Genomic DNA, 17,949 nt, shown 5'->3' with positions numbered 1-17,949 from the left:
TGAAGCGTGCGGGCGGGCTTGGCCTGTCAGGGCAGGGGGAATGCATGTTCGATATCGGCTGGACGGAACTCTTGGTCATCGGGATCGTGGCGCTGATCGTGGTCGGCCCCAAGGATCTGCCGAAGATGTTCCGCACATTGGGCCAGATGACCGCGAAGATGCGCGGCATGGCGCGCGAGTTCCAGCGCGCCATGGATGAGGCGGCCGATGCCAGTGGCATGAAGGATGTCGCGCGCGATCTGCGCAAGGCGACGGATGCGCAGGGCATGGGGCTGGATGAGCTGAACAAGATGCGCAACTGGGATCCGCTGAAGGACGGGGCTGCGGGCAAATCCGGCAAACCGGCCTCGGGCGCGAAGGATGCATCCGGCGACGCGGATGAAGAGGCGATGGACCGGATCGCGGCGGAGATGGACAATCTGCGGCGCGAACGTGCAGTGAAACCCGCTGCGCCCGGGACGGAGGCCGCGACCACGCCTGCGAGGCCGGATGCCGGGACGCGAGCCAAAGCGGCGGCGAAACCTGCGAACGCCAAGCCTGCAAAGGCGAAAACGGCGGCGGCGAAACCTGCGAAAGCCGGAACGGGATCTGCGACACCGGATGCGGCCCCTGCGGCCCCGAAATCGCCTGCGCCAACAGACAAGGGACAGGCATGACGCGCCCCTCGCCAGAAAATGACATTGACGACAAGAGCGCGCCGCTGATCGAGCATCTGGCGGAATTGCGCTCGCGGCTGATCAAGGCGGTGCTCGCCTTTGTCGTGGCGATGGTGGCCTGTTTCACCGTCGCAACCCCCATCTTCAATTTCCTGACCGCGCCGCTCTGTTCGGCGCTTGCGGATCGCGGGCAGGATTGCGACCTGATCTTCATCAGCCCGCAGGAAGGGTTTTTCGTCGCGATCAAGGTCTCGCTTCTGGGCGGCTTCATGCTGGCTTTCCCGGTGATCGCGGGGCAGCTCTGGCGGTTCGTGGCGCCGGGGCTGTACCGGTCGGAGAAGAACGCCTTTCTGCCTTTCCTGATCGCCTCGCCCTTCATGTTCTTTCTCGGCGCGAGCTTTGCCTTCTATGTGGTCACACCGCTGGCCTATAATTTCTTCCTTGGCTTCCAGCAATTCGGCGCGGCGGGCGAAGCCGTGGACGGGGTGCCGGGGGCGGCGCCCTTGTCGGTGGTGTTTCAGGGCTCGGCGCAGGAATATCTGAACCTGACGATCAAGTTCATCGTGGCTTTCGGCATGTGTTTCCAGCTGCCGGTGCTGCTGACGCTGATGGGCAAGGCGGGGCTGGTCTCTGCCGAAGGGCTGAAAGCGGGGCGGAAATGGGCGATTGTGGGGATTCTGACGCTCGCCGCGCTGGTGACACCGCCGGATGTGATCACGCAGATCATTCTGTTTGTGGTGGTCTACGGGCTATACGAGATTTCGATTTTCCTTGTGGCCGGGGTCGAGAAGAAGCGGCGCGAGGAATTGCGGCGTGAGGGGCTGCTGGAGGACGAGGATGAGGAAATCTTCGCCGATGAGCTGGAAGGCGAGAAATGAGCCTGGCTGAGGGGGGCGCGCTGGAGCGCATTGCGGGCGCGCTGGAGCGGATCGCGCCGCCGCCCGCGCCGGTGCCGGATCTGGAGGCGGCGGATGCCTTTGTCTGGCATACCGGGCCGGACCGGCTGCAGCCGGTCACGCAGGTCAACCGGGTGGCGCTGGATCTTCTGGTCGGGATCGGGCGGGCGCGCGATACGCTGCTGGCCAATACGCTGCAATTCGCGCGCGGGTTTGGCGCGAATAACGCGCTGCTCTGGGGCGCGCGGGGGATGGGGAAATCCTCGCTGGTCAAGGCCGTGCATGGGCATGTGCTGGATGTCGCGCCGGAATGCTGCCTGAAGCTGGTGGAGATCCAGCGCGAGGATCTGCCCTCGATCTCGCGGCTGATGGGCTATCTGCGCGGCAGTGACGCGCGCTTCATCCTGTTTTGCGATGATCTCTCGTTCAGCCATGATGACCAGCATTACAAATCGCTGAAAGCGCTTCTGGACGGGGGGGTCGAGGGGCGGCCCGAGAATGTGGTGCTCTATGCGACCTCGAACCGGCGCCATCTGATGCCGCGCGACATGATCGAGAATGAGCGGTCTTCGGCGATTTCACCGGCGGAAGCGGTGGAGGAGAAGGTCTCGCTCTCGGACCGGTTCGGGCTGTGGCTGGGCTTCCATCCCTGCGATCAGGACGAGTATCTGGCGATGATCGAAGGCTATTGCGCGGCTTACGGGCTGGAGATCGCGCCCGAGCGGTTGCGCGCGGAGGCGATCGAGTGGCAGGCCACGCGCGGGTCGCGCTCGGGGCGGGTGGCCTGGCAGTTTTTCACCGATCTTGCGGGGCGCGAAGGGGTGCGCCTCTGAGGGGGGGGCTTGAGGGACTGCCGTCCCTCAAACTCCCTGCCTTAAGGGGGTATACATACCCCCTTAAGAAACCCCCGTGAGTATTTTTCGCAAGAAAATGATCAGGCTGTGGCGGCTTGGAAGATGGCGTCGATCATTTCCTGATTGCCGCGCGAGAATTCCAGCGGGCAGGCGAAGGCGGCGCCAGAGGTGGCGCTGGCGGCGAAATTCTCGATCATCAGCGCATATTGCGGAATCTCGTTGAAATGCTCGACGCGGGTTGTGCCGCCGGACTGGTAATGCAGCGCCGTATCGCCATAGGTCTGGGCGTTGAAGGGCGCGGTCAGGTGCAGCCAGCCATCCTGCCCGTGGAAGGTCATGTATTGGCGGCGGTCCTGCATCATGCCGCAATAGAAGGACATACTGAATCCGGGGAAATCGGCCCAGACGCGGGCGAAGATATCGACACCGTTTTGCAACCGCAGATCGGCGCGTAAGTTTGTTGGCTCTGCGCCTGTGACCATGCGCGCGGTGATGCACGGATAGACGCCGACATCGCGGATACCGCCGCCGCCCATTTCGGCCTGATGGCGGATATTGGCCGTGTCGCGATTGGTATAGGTGAAGCAGCCCTCGACATGTTCGAGCTTGCCGATGGCGCCTTGATCAAGGAGCGCTTTGGCGCGCGCCCATTGCGGGTGATGGGCGACCATGAACGCCTCGGCGATCAGCTTGCCGGTCTCGTCGCGCGCGGCGATCAACTGGTCGATTTCCGGGGCTTTGAGCGCGATGGGTTTTTCGCAGAGCACATGTTTGCCGGCGCGGGCGGCGCGGAGCGACCATTCGACATGCAGGTGATTGGGCAGCGGGATATAGATCGCATCCACCTCCGGGTCGGCCAGAAGGGCGTCATAGCTGTCATGGAGGCGCAGCCCCGGCACCAGCGCCTGAAACGGGGCTGCGCGGGCGGGGTCGCGGGTGGCCAGCGCCACGAGGCTTGCGCCGCGCGCAAGCTGGATTGCGGGTGCAAGTTCGGTCCGGGCGATCTTGGCCGCCCCCAGTATTCCCCAGCGCATGGCATCCCTCCCTGATATGTTGGCGCTACCATACGCCGCAGCGGCGTGGGCGCAAGCCCCTTGCAACCATTGACCTGCCTGCGGCCCCGGCGTAGGGCAGGGAGGACAAGAAGGGCTGAGAGAATGAACCTGTTTTCTGATATCCGTGCTTTGGTTGTAACCTGTCTGGACGCGATGGTGGCGGAGGGCGCTTTGCCGGCGGGTCTGGATTTCGCCGCTGTCGCGGTCGAGCCGCCGCGCGATGCGGCGCATGGGGATATGGCGACCAATGCGGCGATGGTACTGGCGAAACCTGCGGGGATGAAGCCGCGCGAGATTGCCGAGGCGCTGGCGGCGCGCTTGCTGGGGGACGCGCGGATCGCGGTGGCGGATGTGGCCGGGCCGGGTTTCCTGAACCTGCGGCTGGCGCCGGGCTGCTGGCAGGGGATCGTTGCTGTGGCGCTGGGCGAGGGCAGGGGCTTCGGGCGCTCGGGCATGGGGCAGGGCGCGCGGGTGAATGTCGAGTTCGTCTCGGCCAATCCCACGGGGCCGATGCATGTGGGCCATGTGCGCGGCGCCGTGGTGGGGGATGCGCTGTCGAACCTGCTGGTTTTCGCGGGCTATGAGGTGACGCGGGAATATTACATCAATGATGGTGGCGCGCAGGTCGATGTGCTGGCGCGTTCGGCCTATGAGCGCTACCGCGAGGCGCATGGGCTGTCGCCCGAGATCGCCGAGGGGCTGTATCCGGGCGAATATCTGATCGAGGTGGGCGAGGCGCTGAAGGCGGAATTCGGGGACCGGTTCCTCGACCAGCCGGAAGCGGTCTGGCTGGAGATCGTGCGCGATTTTGCGACCGCGCGGATGATGGAGATGATCCGCGAGGATCTGGCGGCGCTGGGCGTGCGGATGGATGTCTATGCCAGCGAGAAGGCGCTTTACGGCACCGGCGAGATCGAAGCCGCCATCGCGCGGCTGGAGGCGCAGGGGCTGATCTATCAGGGCGTGCTGGAGCCGCCCAAGGGCAAGACGCCCGAGGATTGGGAGCCGCGCGAGCAGACCCTGTTCCGTTCGACCGCGCATGGCGATGACGTGGACCGGCCGATCAAGAAATCCGACGGAAGCTGGACCTATTTCGCGCCCGATATTGCCTATCATTACAACAAGATCAGCCGCGATTATGACATGCTGATCGATATTTTCGGCGCCGATCATGGCGGCTATGTCAAGCGGATGAAGGCGGCGGTCTCGGCTTTGTCGAATGGCCGGGTGCCGCTGGATATCAAGCTGATCCAGTTGGTGAAGCTCTACAAGAATGGCGAGCCGTTCAAGATGTCGAAGCGGGCGGGCACATTTGTCACGCTGCGCGATGTGGTCGAGGAAGTGGGCGCGGATGTCACCCGTTTCGTGATGCTGACGCGCAAGAATGACGCGACGCTGGATTTCGATTTCGACCGTGTGCTGGAGCAGTCCAAGGACAATCCGGTTTTTTATGTGCAATATGCCCATGCGCGGATCTGTTCGGTGCTGCGCAAGGCCGCGGAGGCGGGCGTGGATGTGACGGATGCGGCGCTGGCGGGGGCGGATCTGATGCGGCTCGATCACGAGGCGGAACTGGCACTGATCCGCAAGATCGCGGAATGGCCGCGCGTGGTGGAACTGGCCGCGCGCACGCAGGAGCCGCATCGGGTGGCGGGGTATCTGTCGGAACTGGCGGCCGAGTTCCATGGGCTGTGGAACCGGGGCAATGACGTGACGTCCTTGCGTTTCGTGCAGGAGGGCGATCGTGCCACAACTGCGGCGAAAATCGCGCTCGCCCGTGCCACAGGCGTTGCGATTTCATCAGGTCTTGCTATCTTGGGGGTCACGCCGGTGGAAGAAATGCGCTGAAAGCGCGTCGCATCGGGGCAATATTCCGGGTGATCCCCTGGCGGGGGCTGCCCGAGACAAAATCATAATCGGTGCGAAACGCGCCATATTGAGCAGGCAATGTCGAGCAGGCATCTTGCCAGCAAGGTCAGGAAACACGGCCATCGGGGGCACCCCTTTGGGCTGTGCATGAGGCAGGTATGGGTGAGAGTAGAGATTTTACCGCAGGTTACAGGCAGGGACATGCGCCCGGATTTCACGACAGGGCGATCTATGCGCGCCATGCTGAACCGGTTCTGAGTGCCGCGCATCCCGCCGCTCAGGCCGGGGCCTATCCGGGCTGGGATCCGGCGGGCTCTGCTTCGGGCTATGCCCCGGTGCCGCAATCCTATCCTGCCTATGCCCAGCCTCAGTATCAGTCCCAGCCGCAATACCAGCCCCAATATCCGGCGCAGCCCCAGCCTGCCGTTGCGCCCGGTCGCGCGCGCCAGACCAGTACGGTCATGCATGGGCTGGGGGCGGTCTTGTCGGTTGCGCTGATCCTTGGCGCGGGCGGCTGGATGTGGCAGATCATGAAGCGCGACGTGGCCGGGGTGCCGGTGGTGCGTGCGCTGGAAGGGCCGCTGCGGGTCTCGCCCGACAATCCCGGCGGGCGGCAGACGGCGCATCAGGGGCTGTCGGTGAATGAACTGGCCGCCGCGCGCGAAGAGGCCCCGCGCGAGCAGATCGTGCTGGCCCCGCCGCCGCTGGATCTGACGGGCGAGGATCTGCAGCGCGCGAGCCCGCCTGCGAGCCAGCCCCAGCACAGCGCCGAATTCGAGGAACAGCCCATCCCGGTTGCCTTGCAGCAGGAGGTGACGACGTCGGAGACGGGCAGCGCGGGCGGTGGCTCTGCGCTGGGGATCAATTCACCGACGCGGCGGGCGGTGACGGTTTCGCCGCGCCCGCCTGCGCGCAATGGGGCACAGGCGGCGGCCAGTGCGTCGCGCGTGGCCGCGCCTGCGCCGGATGCCAGCGATCCCGCGCCGCTGGCGGATGCTCTGGCCGCATCGGTTGCCAATTCGGTGGCGGTCGGGCTGAGCAAGGTGCGTGAGGTCGATATTGATCCGGCGACGATCGGGCCGGGGACGCGGCTGGTGCAGCTTGGGGCCTATGATGATGCGGCGGCGGCGCGGGCGGCCTGGGATGCGCTCTCCAGCCGCTTCTCGCCCTTGCTCGATGACCGGGGTCGCGTGATCGAAGCGGCGCATAGCGGCGGGTCGGTGTTTTACCGGCTGCGCGCGCATGGGTTCTCGGATGAGCGCGATGCGCGGCGCTTCTGTGCGGCGCTGGTGGACCAGCAGATTGATTGTATCCCGGTCCTGATCCGATGAGTTCTGCCCGTGCGGTGATTTTTGGCTGTGCGGGACTGTCGCTTGGCCGGTCCGAGGCCGCGTTTTTCGCAGAGAGCCAGCCCTGGGGGGCGATCCTGTTCGCGCGCAATATCGAGAGCCCCGATCAGGTCCGGCGGCTGACGGATGATCTGCGCACTGCTGTCGGGCGGGATATGCCGGTGCTGATCGATCAGGAAGGCGGGCGTGTGGCGCGGATGCGCGCGCCGCATTGGCGCGACTGGATGCCTGCGCTGGAGCAATGCGAGAGGGCGCGCGATCCGGCACTGGCGATGGAATTGCGCGGGCGGATGATCGCGCGCGAATTGCGCGCGGTGGGGATTGATGTGAATTGCGCGCCGCTTGCGGATATCGCGCAGGGCGACACGCATGCGATCTTGCAGAACCGTTGCTACGGGCGGTCGGTGGGGGATGTTGTGGCCCATGCGCGCGCAATGGCGGATGGCCTGCTGCGCGGCGGCGTGCTGCCGGTCCTGAAGCATATTCCGGGGCATGGGCGCGCGACGCTGGACAGCCATCTGGACCTGCCGGTGATTGACGCTGTGAAGAGTGAGCTGCAAGGCACTGATTTCGCAGCATTCAGGGCGCTGGCGGATCTGCCGCTGGGGATGACCGCGCATCTGGTGTTCCGCGATATCGACCCGGAGGCGCCTGCGACGCAATCGCCGCGCATGATCGGGCTGATCCGCGAGGAAATCGGGTTTCAAGGTCTGTTGATGACCGATGATATCTCGATGCAGGCCTTGCAGGGGCCGGTTGCCGCGCGGGCGGAAGCGGCGCTGGCGGCGGGCTGCGATCTGGTGCTGCATTGCAATGGCGATCTGGCCGAGATGCAGGCTTTGGCCGGGGTCTGCCCGCTGCTCTCGGGCGAAGGGCTGGCGCGGTCGGAGCGGGCGCTGGCGATGCGCGCGGCCCCGGAAGCGGGCGGGGCAGAGGCTTTGGAGGCGGCTTTTGCGGAAGCGATGGGGTGATGGCAAACGCGCTTGTTCCTGAATTCGCCGTGACGGATTGGCGCCGGTCGAAGCGATTCTATTGCGAGATACTTGGCTTTAGCTGCGTCTATGAGCGCCCGGAAGAGGGGTTCTGCTTTCTGTCTCGGGACGGGGCGGAGCTGATGCTCGACCAGATCGGCGCGGGGCGCAGCTTCGATGACGGGCATCTGCCGGAGCGCTATCCTTTTGGAAAGGGTCTGAATGTCCAGATCAGGGTGGCATGCCTTGAGCCGCTGCTGGCGGGTCTCGAAGCGGCGCGCTATCCGTTGTATCTGCCGACCGAGGATCGGTGGTATCGGGTCGGCGAAGCAGAGGTGGGGCACAGGCAATTCGTGGTGGCTGACCCGGATGGGTATCTGCTTCGCTTCTATCAGGATCTGGGGGAGCACCGGGCGACGACTGGCTGACTGGCTGCGCCGTCCCGCGCAGCGACGTCCCAGCGCGGAATCAAGGCCGCAGGCCGCCGCGCAGCGCCCGACCGCCCCGTCACGCCGGAGGCGTGCCTACGGCACGACGGCGGGCGCTTCTCGCTGTCAGGCATTTCATAACCGCTGGAATATGCCGCAGCATAAACTGCCCGCTTTCACTGTGGGAGCGCCCACCCGCGGTCGGGCGCTGCGCGGGGGCTTCAATGGATGCGGGATTTCGGGTCATCTGGCGCGGCGCTTTGTTTTCGCCGAAAAAGCGCCCGCTCATGGCCCTCCCGCCCGCCCATGCCATTCGCGGGCGCTGCCCGCGCTTTCGCGCGGGCGGGCATTATCGGGGCGGGGGCCGGATAGCGCCCCCCTCAGGCCAGCCGCGCCTTGACCAGCGCGCCCGCCTTGCCGAAATCCATCTGGCCCGCATAGCGGGTCTTGAGCGCGCCCATGACGCGGCCTATGTCGCGCACCGAGCTTGCGCCCAACTCCTTGATCGCGGCATCCACCGCCTGCGCCATTTCCTCGGCATCCAACTGGCGCGGCAGGAAGCTTTCGATCACCTCGATCTCGGCGAGTTCCTTTTCGGCCAGATCGAGCCGCGCGGCCTCTTCATAGGCGCGGGCCGAATCGCGGCGCTGCTTGACCATGCGCGTCAGCACCGCCACGAGATCGGCATCCGTCAGTTCGGTGGGCCCGCCCTCGCCGCGCGCGGCAATCTCGCGATCCTTGATCGCGGCATTGATCAGGCGCAAAGTGGCAAGTTTCGTGGCCTCTTTGGCCTTCATCGCGGCCTTGAGTTCGCTGGAAATCCGGTCGCGCAGGGACATGGGGGGCTCCTTTGAGTGATCCGCAGACAGTATCTGAGGGGCAGAGTGGCAGCAAGGGCAAGGCGCGGCTTGATTCTTCCCGCCCCGCCCCTTAGGAACGCGCAAAATCCGATCAGACGGAGCCAGCCCCATGTCTTCCCAGAGCACCAAACCCACAGCCTGCCTTGCGCTTGCGGATGGGACGATCTTCTACGGACGCGGCTTCGGGGCCAGGGGCGAGACGGTGGCGGAGCTGTGTTTCAACACCGCCATGACCGGTTATCAGGAGATCATGACCGATCCGTCCTATGCCGGGCAGATCGTGACCTTCACCTTCCCGCATATCGGCAATGTCGGGGTCACGCCGGAAGATGACGAGACCGCAGAGCCGGTCGCAGCGGGGATGGTGGTGAAATGGGATCCGACCGTGCCCTCGAACTGGCGCGCGACGGGCGATCTGGTGAGCTGGCTGGAGAAGAAGGGCCGGATCTGCATCGGCGGTGTCGATACCCGCCGCCTGACCCGCGCCATCCGCCAGCAGGGCGCGCCGCATGTGGCACTGGCCCATGACCCGGAAGGAAAGTTCGATATCGAGGCGCTGGTCGCCAAGGCACGGGCCTGGAAAGGGCTGGTGGGGCTGGATCTGGCGCGCGATGTGACCTGCGCGCAGAGCTATCGCTGGGATGAGATGCGCTGGGCCTGGCCCGAGGGCTACAAGCCGCAGACCGCGCCGGTGCATAGGGTTGTCGCGATCGATTACGGCGCGAAGCGCAATATCCTGCGGTGTCTGGCCTCGGCGGGGTGTGATGTGACGGTGCTGCCCGCGACCGCGACGGCCGAGGATGTGCTGGCGCTGAACCCTGACGGGGTGTTCCTGTCGAACGGTCCCGGCGATCCGGCGGCGACGGGCGACTATGCGGTGCCGATGATCCGCGAAGTGCTGAAGGCCGATCTGCCGGTTTTCGGCATCTGTCTGGGCCATCAGATGCTGGCGCTGGCGCTGGGCGCGCGCACGGTGAAGATGAATCACGGCCATCACGGCGCGAATCACCCGGTGAAGGATCATGACACCGGCAAGGTCGAGATCACCTCGATGAACCATGGCTTTGCCGTGGACAGCCAGACCCTGCCCGAAGGCGTGGTCGAGACGCATACTTCGCTGTTTGACGGGTCGAATTGCGGCATCCGGGTGCAGGACAAGCCGGTTTTCTCGGTCCAGCATCACCCCGAGGCCAGCCCCGGCCCGCAGGACAGTTTCTATCTGTTCGAGCGCTTTGCTGCGCATATGGCGGCGCGCAAGGCGGGTTGAGGCCGGGCCTGCCTGCGCCTAGACTGCGGGCCAAAGCCGCAGAAGGGGCAGGGGATGGGTCTGGAACCTTGGGATGAGGTGCGCACGGCGCTGCATGTCGCGCGCGCGGGCACAGTGAGCGGGGCTGCGGCCTCGCTTGGGGTCCATCACGCGACGGTCATCCGCCATATCGACGCGCTGGAAGAGCGGATCGCGGTCAAGCTGTTCCAGCGCCACCCCAAGGGCTATACCCCCACCGAAGCGGGGCGCGCGCTGTTCGAGACCGCCGCCGAGACCGAGCAGCGTTTCGAGAAGCTGGCGGCGCAGCTGCAGGATTTGCAGGAAGGGATTGCCGGGCCGCTGGTGCTGACGACGATCCCGGAACTGAGCCTCATGCTGGTGCCGGTGCTGGCGGAAATGCTGGCGCGCTATCCCAAACTCAGCCCTTGCCTGCGCACGGAAGAGCGTGTGTTGCGGCTGGAATATGGCGAGGCGCATGTGGCGCTACGCGCAGGCAACGAGCCGCAGGAGGCGGATAATGTGGTGCAGTCGCTGGGGCGTCTGCCGGTCGCGCTCTATGCCAGCGCGGCATATCTGGAGGCGCATGGACGGCCCGAAGATGACGCCGCTCTGGCCGCGCATCGCTTCATCAGCATCGGTGAGGGCGCGGGGCGCCCGCCCTTCGCTGGCTGGCTGAAAGCCAGGGCGGCGCGGATCGCCTTTTCCAGCAACGATCAGGCGACGCGGCTGGCCGCGATCCGGCAGGGGCTGGGGCTTGGCTTTCTGCCGCAGGGGCAGGGCGAGGGGGAGGGGCTGATCCGCGTGATGGACAGCCGGACCGAGTGGGAGGCAGCGCTCTGGCTGGTCACCCATGTCGATCTGCATCGCAGTCCCAAGGTGCAGGCCTGCCTGAAACTGCTGCGCGCGCATCTCGCGCGCGAATTCGCGCGCTGAGGGGTGGCTTTTCCGCTTGCGGCTGCGGGGAAGGGACATTAGACGGGTCAGCGGAGACGTGGCCGAGTGGTCGAAGGCGCTCCCCTGCTAAGGGAGTAGGCCCGGAAGGGTCTCGTGGGTTCGAATCCCATCGTCTCCGCCATTTTATTCTGGTGCCGTAAGCCTGTTTCATTTCAAGGGCTTGTGCGGTCGCCTCTTTTCACAGGACCGTCGCTGGGACCGGTTTTGGGACCGTCATTGCCCGATACTTTCTGTCGGGGATCGATTGTTTGCCTTGTGGATCACAGTCGCTTTTCGGGAGGAGGAAATCATGTGCCAGATCTATGCCGGTCAGGATCCGCATCGCTATGCTGCGACAACGCGCCGGATGCGCATCAACCGGCAAAGCACCAGCATCCGACTGGAAAACCTGTTCTGGGAGATACTGGACGATCTCGCACAATCCGAAGGGTTTTCGACATCGGCGTTTATCTCAAAGCTGCAGGATGAAGTGGTGCAGTTACACGGCGAACCTGTGAATTTCAGCTCGCTGTTGCGCTGTACCTGTCTTGTGTATCTGGACCGCAAGCAGGCGATGGCGCCGGTATCGGCGTGACCCGAACCGCCGGGCCTGTCTGGCTGAGGCGAGTTGGTAGTAGATCAATACTACCCATCGCGTTGCCGTTGCGGCGACATTTGTCGGGACCATGACAAGGGAAGGTGCGTACAATGGCAAAAATGATCCACAGCATGATCCGGGTGCTGGAGGAAGATCGCTCGGTTGCGTTCTACAGCAAGGCTTTCGGGCTGGAGATTGCCGACAGGCTGGATTTTCCGGAGTTCACACTGATCTATCTCAGCAATTCCGAGACCGGGTTCGAGTTGGAACTGACGGTCAACAAGGGGCGGACAGAGCCCTATCAACCGGGCGATGGCTATGGCCATCTTGCCGTTTCTGTCCCGGATGCCGCTGCAGAACATGCACGGTTCGAGGCCGAGGGGCTGGCGCCGCGCAAGCTGGTCGATTTCGCACCTGCCGGAGAGGTCATCGCCCGGTTCTTCTTCGTGGCCGATCCGGATGGATATCAGATCGAAGTTCTCGAACGCGGTGGGCGCTTCCAGTAGCGCCGGTCATGCCCCTGACAGGTCATCCCGCAGGAGCTTGGTGACATTTTCCGAATGCCGGGCCGAGGCTTCTGCGGTCATGAAGCGCAGATTTGTCCTGTCGGGCGTTTCGCCCAGCAATGCCATCCCGATGACGCAGCGATTGTCGTCCTCGATGGTAAACAATCCTCTGCCCCGGATGCGGCAGCGATGGCGTTCAATGAAATCGCGTATCGTTTCCGGGTGCGGCCAGGGGCTGCCGCCTTCGGTTCCGAGGCTTGGCAGCATCTGGGCCAGGGCCGGGGCGTCCTTTTGCACGGCTGGCCGCAGCGCAAGCGAGCCGCAGGTCAGTCGCGGCGGGTGAAGCTGCAGCCATTGCTCGGCGCAGAGAACGTGTTCAAGACACTTCAGGGCGCGGCCTTCATGCTGAAAGAACAGTCTCTTGCGCTTCGGCATTTTCGAGAATCCGAGACGGGACAGCAGGGAGAGCGCGGCAAGATTGTCATCGCGGCAGGTGGCAAAGAGGGGCGGGGCGGGACGGTTGAAATAGGCGGTGAGTGCTGCCCGGAGGGCGCGCGACATCAGCCCCTGACCCTGTGCAGAGGGGGCGAGCCAGAACCAGATATCCGGTGAAAGCCGGAGACAGCCGACCATGGTGCCACCCAGCTCCAGCACCCGGAGGCATTGCGACGGATCATGGGCGAGGGCAAGGATCTCTGCCGCATCGGCATCGGTAAACGGGTGTCTGACAGCCGCCATCCAGCGCGCGATACCCGGCAGATTCAGATGCGCGGCGATCACCGCGAGGTCGCCCTGTTCTGCGGGGCGCAGCAGGACACCATCTGCCGCGATCATCTCGGGAAAGCAGTTCAAGCGGGCGGCCTCATGTCGCTTCCGGCCGGGTCTGACGGGGGCCGTGCTGCCCCGAATCACCCGAGCGAATCGGTTTCACTGTAATTCAGTCTATTCGGCAATGCGTGAAAAATCTATCTGGAACAAAGTGTTACGATTTGTCGGGGCAAGGTGTAACGATATATTACAGATGCATCTTTTTTGGCTGTCTGCGGGCGCGGATCGCGCGGTTTCAATTGCACGGGGGCAGAGTTCGGATAGGCTGTCTGGCACTCGACAGATCGGAAGCTCATGGGAGGAGACGCCGATGATGGCCCGCATTGTCCCCGCACGATCCGCGGCGGGGGAAACCGACCTAGTTCGGTCGTCCCGCGCCGGATCTCGTCGGCATCATGTCCCAGATTGCAGAAAGATCGCTGGCCATGGCGGCGTGAACCTGCGCCAGAACACGTTCGCGAAACTCGGTCGGCAGGGCGTGAACCCTCTCGCGTGCGATGCGCAGATCCTCCGGCATGCCGGTTGCGAGCGCGCGCTCGACCGCATCGCGGCAGGCCGTGTCCACAGTGTCAGTACGCGCCAGCACCTTCTGCAAACTGGTGAAAAAACGCAGATCGACGGGATCGGTCATCGGGTGCATATCTCCGTTCTGGTCGCTGCTGCAGATGTTGGCGCGATTCCATGACAGATCGCAACCACAAGATCCAGATGATCATGACGCGGCGGATTTCGCTGGTGCAGGCCATTGCGGATGCCAATTGCGAGCATCTTCGGCTGAACCAGATCGCCAGCGGCCTTCTTGTTCTGGATCAGAAGCATGACGAGGACGGCACGGAACTCGGTGCCGGTGCGGCGGAGCGCGTGGCGAATGCCGAGGCGCTGGCGGCCTGCATGACCCGGATAGAGGCTCTGGAAACCGAACTGGCTGACGTGGATCACGATCTCGCAGCCCTCACTGAAAGAGATGACACATGACCCAGCATATCCCGCCACACGCCCTGTCGCTCTTCGACCTGCTGGCCAGAACATGGGATCTGGGGACTGAGATCCGGGATCTGCGGTTCAATGTGGTTGGCTCGACAGTTGCGGTCACGCTGGCAGATGGGGCGCTGGCTTTCCTGCAGGTGGCAGATGCCGAAGGCCCCGAGACGCGGATGCGCAGCGAGCTGGAAACCGGGCGGATGACGATCCGTCCGCGTGAAAAACCGTTGCCATTGCCGGCGCGCTCGCAAGAGCCTGTGGCGGCTGTCGCCACCGGTCTCTGCCCTGTGGCGCAACAGGGTTTCGCCTTCGTGCATCATGATGGTGCGGAAATCTGGCGTGCGACCGCGCGGGGGCAGGTTCTGCGCATCGCGCGGGCCGGGGAGGGGCGTGTCACCGCACTGTCAGCGCTGCCTGACAAGCGGGGGCTTGTGGTCGCGCGCGGGGCGCGGATGGACATCATGTCGCCCGAGACCGGGATCACGCTGGTTTCGACCGGGTTGGAACATGCTGTTACCCGGATCGCCGTCTCCGCCGATGCGCAACGGATTGCCTGCTGGGGGGAGGGGCAGTTGACGGTGCTGAACACGGCGGATCTGGCCTGTCTGGCGCGGATCGCGGCTGAGGGGCGGGTGATCCGTCTGAGATGGTCGCCGGAGGGGCGCTGGATCGTGGGCGGCTGCGCTGACAAGGCCCTGCTGTTGGTGGATGTCGCAAAAGGGCAGGTGGACCGGATCGTTGATTTTCCGGCGCCGGTCACGGCTGTGGCTTTCAGCAGCAAGGCGAATGCGATGATCGCGTCGGGGGCGTTTCGTGTGGTCGGATGGCACTTGCCGGATCTGCCCTTCGGCCCGCATGAGGGCGTCTCTGTCGAGACGGGAAAGCCGGGTCTAACGCTGGTCGAGACGGTGGCCGTGCATCCGCTGCGCGATCTCTGTGCGGTGGGATACGCCAACGGGCTGGTCACGATCTGTCAGATCGGCAGGCGCGAGGAAATGATGCTGCGCGAAGGGCGGGGCGACGCTGTGACAGCTCTCGCCTGGTCGCCCGATGGCGCGCATCTGGCGATCGGAACTGCTGCAGGTGCTGCGTCGATAGCGACATTCCCCAAGACAATGTTCAAATAATCCAGCAACGGAGCGAAGACGATGACTCAGGCACTGAATACCGAAGAACAGAGCAAGGACCGCTATTTTCAGGAACTGGCGAAAACCGCCGAAGCCATGATCGAGGATCATGGCAAGGATTTCGCCACCGGCGCCCTGATCCTTGCCGCGCAATGGATCGCGCAGGGCCGGCTCGGCAAGCACGAAGATGCCATGCATTAATGGCGCGGTGCCTGCGCGCTGCGGATCCGGGGCGAGACGGGGCTGCTCAGGCTCTGGATCTGGTTGATGAGAATGGCGCTGAGTGGTGCCGCCAGCGGTGCGAAGCTGTCGGGCGCCAGTTCGCCGGTCCGGCGCTGCCAATCGGTCAGATCAGGCGTGACAAGCTGTGCATAGGCGCAAAGCTCATGGACACGATAAGTTGCGAAATAGATGCTGTCATCGTTCAGCAGGGCCTTGTTCGGGCTGTGCCCGGTATCGGCGGCACTCAGAATGTTGCTGTGAACGGCTGTGCTGAGGGTCGTCAGCACCGATCTGCGCCATTTGGCGTAGTCCGTATCGGCGGAATGGTCGATGCCGACGCCATAGAGTTTTTCCGCAATCGCCTTGAAGGCCCGCCCGCCCGCGATGTGACGGCGCCAGAAGTCATTGGTGTCCTCGGCGCTGCGGCAGAGCGCGAATCGCTGTGCGAGTTTCGGCCGGATCAGCAGGACCAGCGCCATGTCCACGTCTTCGGAAATGGCGCGGGCAATCTGCATGGCGGGCATCGGAAGCCCGGTCAGGGCCAGCAGGCGCAGCGCCGAGAGCTGCTCGGTCAGCCGGGCGGTGATCCCGGCAAGCCCGTGCCATTGATCCGGGGTCAGTCCCGCGACGCCGTGTGCGTGTCCGGTGGCCGTGGCGGCATGCATGGCGCGTATCCACAACATGGCCTGATCGAAGAGAAAGACCAGATCGACGGCGGCGCTGTTGGTCGAACTGTCGAAACGGGGCACCGGGTGAAAGCCGGGCAGGCTGCGTATTCCCGCCCGCCAGCACGGGTCGAAATCCAGTCCACGCGCCGACCACAATTGTTTGACCCGCGCCAGAAGCTGCGGCGAAAGCCCCGGATAGGACAGTTCCGGCGGGCCGCTACAGAGCGGGGTGACACTGCCGGGGGGAAGGGTTTCGGTCATGGCGTCAGACATCCTTGCGATCCGGGACCGATGCTAGCCCAGGTGATCGGAACCTTGCCAGCGATATTGTCGGAGGCCGCCGCATGAGTCTCTCGACCCGTCTGACTCTGCGGCAGTCGCAGGTTTTCCGGCTGGGGCAGGTGACAACGGTCCTGCAGATGTCGGGGGAGCAACTGGATGAGCACTTGTTGCAGACCGCGCGGGACAATCCGTTTCTTGTGGTCCGTCGGCGCAGCGGAATGGCCCCGCGCGCGGGCAATGCGCAGGATCTTCCCGATACCGGCATGGCCGCTGAACCCTCGGGGCTCTATGAGCATGTCCTGCGCGAACTCGCCGGTCTGATCGCGCATGGCGGCCCCATGGAGCGGCTGGTCATGGCCCTGATCGAAGCGCTGGAGCCGACCGGCTGGCTGGGCTGTCCGGTGGATGAGATTGCCCGACAACTCGGGCTGGAGCCGCACCTTGTCGAGAACGGGCTCCGATTGGTCCAGCGCCGGGTCTCCCCTGCCGGGCTTTTCGCCCGTGACCTGCGCGACTGCCTGCAGTTGCAGCTTGAGGATCAGGGGCATCTGGATGAGGAGATGCGATGCGTTCTCGGCAATCTGGGTCTGCTGCAGCGCGGTGGCCCCGGGGCGCTTGCCAGTACGACGGGGTTGACGCCGGAAACCGTCTCGCGCCAGCTTGCCCGGCTGCGCAGGCTGGATCCCAAACCCGGCAGCCGGTTCTCGACGGATCCGACCCTGATGCGCGAACCCGATGTGCGGGTAGAGAAGCAGGGCAGCGGATGGGTTGCCGTTCTGAGATCCTCGCTGGAGACGCGGATATCGCGTCACGCCGGGGCGGCTGAGAGGATCTCGCCAGAGATGCGGCAGGCGCTTGCGCAGGCGCGTGCGATCAAACAGGCGGTTGATTTGCGCCACAACGCGCTGCAGCAGATCATGCAGGTGGTGCTGGCGGTGCAGGGCGATTTTTTCCGCGATGGCGCACAGGCCCTGCTGCCGCTGTCGCTATCGGCCATCGCCGAGAAAACCGGCTTTCACCTCAGCACCGTCAGCCGGGTTCTGAACGGTCTGCTGGTCGAGGGGCCGAGCGGCATCATATCCGCCAGAGAACTGTGTCCCCATGCTGCCGCACAGGCCTGCGCGGATGGGCCGTCCAAGCCTCGGGTCATGGCGCGACTGCGCAAGGCCCTCGCGCATGAAAACGCGCGCTCTCCGATGTCCGACCAGAGGCTCTCGGACCTGCTGAGGGCTGAGGGGCTTTCCGTGTCGCGCCGTGTCGTTGCCCGGTATCGTCAGGAACTCGGGTTCTCGGGCGCAGCAGAGCGGCGTCGGCAGAGCTGATTTCATCAGAGCAGATGGTCCGGCTGGATCATGCCCCCGGCAGCCCTGACCGATGGCGGCGCGGGGCGGAACCGGCGCGCGGAATAGATGTATTTCAAATGTAACGTAATGAACGCCTGCCGCGTTACACCCGGTGTAACGAAATGTATCACTACGCTGTTCTGGCCGGAACGCCGCCGGGGCGGGCAAGAGAAAGCCAAAAAAATCATCAAAAAATATATATTATTAACGGATGGTTAGCGGCGCGCCCTCTGCATTCCGCCCTGAATCGGTCTCT

At 64.5% G+C, this 17,949-nt stretch carries 20 protein-coding genes and 1 tRNA gene; 16 read left to right on the top strand and 5 right to left on the bottom strand.

Annotation, left to right across the window (positions count from 1 at the left end; all coding sequences use genetic code 11):
• The first annotated feature begins 44 nt into the window (after positions 1-44).
• The 3 genes from tatB to BG457_RS11325 are packed head-to-tail and all read left to right on the top strand — an operon-like array spanning position 45 to position 2,385.
• Positions 45-656 (top strand): Sec-independent protein translocase protein TatB, encoded by a 612-nt coding sequence (gene tatB, locus BG457_RS11335; RefSeq protein WP_071797265.1) that lies wholly within the window; start codon positions 45-47, stop codon positions 654-656.
• On the top strand, positions 653-1,534 hold the full coding sequence (gene tatC, locus BG457_RS11330; protein ID WP_071797264.1) for a twin-arginine translocase subunit TatC: 882 nt from the start codon (positions 653-655) through the stop codon (positions 1,532-1,534). Before tatB ends, tatC begins: the two co-directional genes overlap by 4 nt.
• Positions 1,531-2,385: an ATP-binding protein gene (locus BG457_RS11325; RefSeq protein ID WP_071797263.1), complete on the top strand. Its 855-nt coding sequence runs from the start codon at positions 1,531-1,533 to the stop codon at positions 2,383-2,385. The genes tatC and BG457_RS11325 overlap by 4 nt, the downstream gene beginning before the upstream one ends.
• A gap of 101 nt (positions 2,386-2,486) precedes the next feature.
• Here BG457_RS11325 and BG457_RS11320 read toward each other — a convergent pair whose 3' ends face one another.
• On the bottom strand, positions 2,487-3,440 hold the full coding sequence (locus tag BG457_RS11320) for a Gfo/Idh/MocA family protein (protein WP_071797262.1): 954 nt from the start codon (positions 3,438-3,440) through the stop codon (positions 2,487-2,489).
• A gap of 123 nt (positions 3,441-3,563) precedes the next feature.
• On the opposite strand from BG457_RS11320, the gene argS reads away from it, so the two are divergent.
• The 4 genes from argS to BG457_RS11300 all read left to right on the top strand — a co-directional run bounded on the left by argS (position 3,564) and on the right by BG457_RS11300 (position 8,078).
• Positions 3,564-5,309: an arginine--tRNA ligase gene (argS, locus tag BG457_RS11315; protein WP_071797261.1), complete on the top strand. Its 1,746-nt coding sequence runs from the start codon at positions 3,564-3,566 to the stop codon at positions 5,307-5,309.
• 179 nt (positions 5,310-5,488) lie between these two features.
• A complete protein-coding gene (locus BG457_RS11310) occupies positions 5,489-6,661 on the top strand; it encodes an SPOR domain-containing protein (RefSeq protein ID WP_084657603.1) in 1,173 nt (390 codons plus the stop codon).
• Positions 6,658-7,650 carry a glycoside hydrolase family 3 N-terminal domain-containing protein gene (locus tag BG457_RS11305; protein WP_071797260.1) on the top strand — a complete coding sequence of 331 codons (993 nt, stop codon included), beginning with the start codon at positions 6,658-6,660 and terminating at the stop codon, positions 7,648-7,650. The genes BG457_RS11310 and BG457_RS11305 overlap by 4 nt, the downstream gene beginning before the upstream one ends.
• The gene (locus tag BG457_RS11300) at positions 7,650-8,078 is read left to right on the top strand and encodes a bleomycin resistance protein (RefSeq protein WP_071797259.1); all 429 of its coding nucleotides are present in this window, start codon (positions 7,650-7,652) and stop codon (positions 8,076-8,078) included. Before BG457_RS11305 ends, BG457_RS11300 begins: the two co-directional genes overlap by 1 nt.
• A gap of 380 nt (positions 8,079-8,458) precedes the next feature.
• Here the strand turns inward: BG457_RS11300 and BG457_RS11295 are convergent, their stop codons facing one another.
• On the bottom strand, positions 8,459-8,917 hold the full coding sequence (locus tag BG457_RS11295; RefSeq protein WP_071797258.1) for a GatB/YqeY domain-containing protein: 459 nt from the start codon (positions 8,915-8,917) through the stop codon (positions 8,459-8,461).
• Positions 8,918-9,047: 130 nt separating this feature from the next.
• On the opposite strand from BG457_RS11295, the gene carA reads away from it, so the two are divergent.
• The 5 genes from carA (at position 9,048) to BG457_RS11270 (ending at position 12,242) form a co-directional block, all read left to right on the top strand.
• On the top strand, positions 9,048-10,205 hold the full coding sequence (carA, locus tag BG457_RS11290) for a glutamine-hydrolyzing carbamoyl-phosphate synthase small subunit (RefSeq protein ID WP_071797257.1): 1,158 nt from the start codon (positions 9,048-9,050) through the stop codon (positions 10,203-10,205).
• Between the two features lie 54 nt (positions 10,206-10,259).
• Entirely contained in the window at positions 10,260-11,138 is an 879-nt protein-coding gene (locus BG457_RS11285; protein ID WP_071797256.1) for a LysR family transcriptional regulator, read from the top strand.
• 52 nt (positions 11,139-11,190) lie between these two features.
• Positions 11,191-11,280: transfer RNA gene (locus tag BG457_RS11280), tRNA-Ser, on the top strand.
• A 168-nt stretch (positions 11,281-11,448) separates the two neighbouring features.
• Positions 11,449-11,733 carry a ribbon-helix-helix domain-containing protein gene (locus BG457_RS11275; protein ID WP_071797255.1) on the top strand — a complete coding sequence of 95 codons (285 nt, stop codon included), beginning with the start codon at positions 11,449-11,451 and terminating at the stop codon, positions 11,731-11,733.
• Positions 11,734-11,846: 113 nt separating this feature from the next.
• The gene (locus tag BG457_RS11270) at positions 11,847-12,242 is read left to right on the top strand and encodes a VOC family protein (RefSeq protein ID WP_071797254.1); all 396 of its coding nucleotides are present in this window, start codon (positions 11,847-11,849) and stop codon (positions 12,240-12,242) included.
• 6 nt (positions 12,243-12,248) lie between these two features.
• Here BG457_RS11270 and BG457_RS11265 read toward each other — a convergent pair whose 3' ends face one another.
• Positions 12,249-13,094 carry a GNAT family N-acetyltransferase gene (locus tag BG457_RS11265; protein ID WP_139257706.1) on the bottom strand — a complete coding sequence of 282 codons (846 nt, stop codon included), beginning with the start codon at positions 13,092-13,094 and terminating at the stop codon, positions 12,249-12,251.
• Between the two features lie 334 nt (positions 13,095-13,428).
• Positions 13,429-13,701, bottom strand: a complete 273-nt coding sequence (locus tag BG457_RS11260) for a hypothetical protein (RefSeq protein WP_071797252.1) — start codon at positions 13,699-13,701, stop codon at positions 13,429-13,431.
• Positions 13,702-13,751: 50 nt separating this feature from the next.
• On the opposite strand from BG457_RS11260, the gene BG457_RS11255 reads away from it, so the two are divergent.
• Genes BG457_RS11255 through BG457_RS11245 form a run of 3 tightly spaced genes read left to right on the top strand, consistent with a single transcriptional unit; the run spans position 13,752 to position 15,379 of the window.
• Complete coding sequence (locus BG457_RS11255; protein ID WP_071797251.1) at positions 13,752-14,045, top strand: hypothetical protein; 294 nt, start codon at positions 13,752-13,754, stop codon at positions 14,043-14,045.
• The gene (locus BG457_RS11250; RefSeq protein ID WP_071797250.1) at positions 14,042-15,178 is read left to right on the top strand and encodes a WD40 repeat domain-containing protein; all 1,137 of its coding nucleotides are present in this window, start codon (positions 14,042-14,044) and stop codon (positions 15,176-15,178) included. The genes BG457_RS11255 and BG457_RS11250 overlap by 4 nt, the downstream gene beginning before the upstream one ends.
• A gap of 21 nt (positions 15,179-15,199) precedes the next feature.
• Positions 15,200-15,379 carry a hypothetical protein gene (locus BG457_RS11245; protein ID WP_071797249.1) on the top strand — a complete coding sequence of 60 codons (180 nt, stop codon included), beginning with the start codon at positions 15,200-15,202 and terminating at the stop codon, positions 15,377-15,379.
• On the opposite strand, the gene BG457_RS11240 is transcribed toward BG457_RS11245, so the two are convergent.
• A complete protein-coding gene (locus BG457_RS11240) occupies positions 15,376-16,329 on the bottom strand; it encodes a hypothetical protein (RefSeq protein ID WP_071797248.1) in 954 nt (317 codons plus the stop codon). The genes BG457_RS11245 and BG457_RS11240 overlap by 4 nt on opposite strands.
• An 83-nt stretch (positions 16,330-16,412) precedes the next feature.
• Here BG457_RS11240 and BG457_RS11235 point away from each other — a divergent pair, with 83 nt between their 5' ends.
• Complete coding sequence (locus tag BG457_RS11235; protein ID WP_071797247.1) at positions 16,413-17,672, top strand: RNA polymerase factor sigma-54; 1,260 nt, start codon at positions 16,413-16,415, stop codon at positions 17,670-17,672.
• Positions 17,673-17,949 lie beyond the last annotated feature (277 nt).

The sequence above is a fragment of the Natronohydrobacter thiooxidans genome, from assembly GCF_001884735.1.
Classification (GTDB): Bacteria; Pseudomonadota; Alphaproteobacteria; order Rhodobacterales; family Rhodobacteraceae; genus Roseinatronobacter; species Roseinatronobacter thiooxidans_A.
This window is presented reverse-complemented; position numbering and strand designations above follow the sequence as displayed.

Bases quoted from the DNA above. Each gene is read 5' to 3' on its own strand.
- tatB (WP_071797265.1), top strand. From the start codon at position 45: ATGTTCGATATCGGCTGGACGGAACTCTTGGTCATCGGGATCGTGGCG.
- tatC (WP_071797264.1), top strand. From the start codon at position 653: ATGACGCGCCCCTCGCCAGAAAATGACATTGACGACAAGAGCGCGCCG.
- BG457_RS11325 (WP_071797263.1), top strand. From the start codon at position 1,531: ATGAGCCTGGCTGAGGGGGGCGCGCTGGAGCGCATTGCGGGCGCGCTG.
- BG457_RS11320 (WP_071797262.1), bottom strand. From the start codon at position 3,440: ATGCGCTGGGGAATACTGGGGGCGGCCAAGATCGCCCGGACCGAACTT.
- argS (WP_071797261.1), top strand. From the start codon at position 3,564: ATGAACCTGTTTTCTGATATCCGTGCTTTGGTTGTAACCTGTCTGGAC.
- BG457_RS11310 (WP_084657603.1), top strand. From the start codon at position 5,489: ATGGGTGAGAGTAGAGATTTTACCGCAGGTTACAGGCAGGGACATGCG.
- BG457_RS11305 (WP_071797260.1), top strand. From the start codon at position 6,658: ATGAGTTCTGCCCGTGCGGTGATTTTTGGCTGTGCGGGACTGTCGCTT.
- BG457_RS11300 (WP_071797259.1), top strand. From the start codon at position 7,650: ATGGCAAACGCGCTTGTTCCTGAATTCGCCGTGACGGATTGGCGCCGG.
- BG457_RS11295 (WP_071797258.1), bottom strand. From the start codon at position 8,917: ATGTCCCTGCGCGACCGGATTTCCAGCGAACTCAAGGCCGCGATGAAG.
- carA (WP_071797257.1), top strand. From the start codon at position 9,048: ATGTCTTCCCAGAGCACCAAACCCACAGCCTGCCTTGCGCTTGCGGAT.
- BG457_RS11285 (WP_071797256.1), top strand. From the start codon at position 10,260: ATGGGTCTGGAACCTTGGGATGAGGTGCGCACGGCGCTGCATGTCGCG.
- BG457_RS11275 (WP_071797255.1), top strand. From the start codon at position 11,449: ATGTGCCAGATCTATGCCGGTCAGGATCCGCATCGCTATGCTGCGACA.
- BG457_RS11270 (WP_071797254.1), top strand. From the start codon at position 11,847: ATGGCAAAAATGATCCACAGCATGATCCGGGTGCTGGAGGAAGATCGC.
- BG457_RS11260 (WP_071797252.1), bottom strand. From the start codon at position 13,701: ATGACCGATCCCGTCGATCTGCGTTTTTTCACCAGTTTGCAGAAGGTG.
- BG457_RS11255 (WP_071797251.1), top strand. From the start codon at position 13,752: ATGACAGATCGCAACCACAAGATCCAGATGATCATGACGCGGCGGATT.
- BG457_RS11250 (WP_071797250.1), top strand. From the start codon at position 14,042: ATGACCCAGCATATCCCGCCACACGCCCTGTCGCTCTTCGACCTGCTG.
- BG457_RS11245 (WP_071797249.1), top strand. From the start codon at position 15,200: ATGACTCAGGCACTGAATACCGAAGAACAGAGCAAGGACCGCTATTTT.
- BG457_RS11240 (WP_071797248.1), bottom strand. From the start codon at position 16,329: ATGACCGAAACCCTTCCCCCCGGCAGTGTCACCCCGCTCTGTAGCGGC.
- BG457_RS11235 (WP_071797247.1), top strand. From the start codon at position 16,413: ATGAGTCTCTCGACCCGTCTGACTCTGCGGCAGTCGCAGGTTTTCCGG.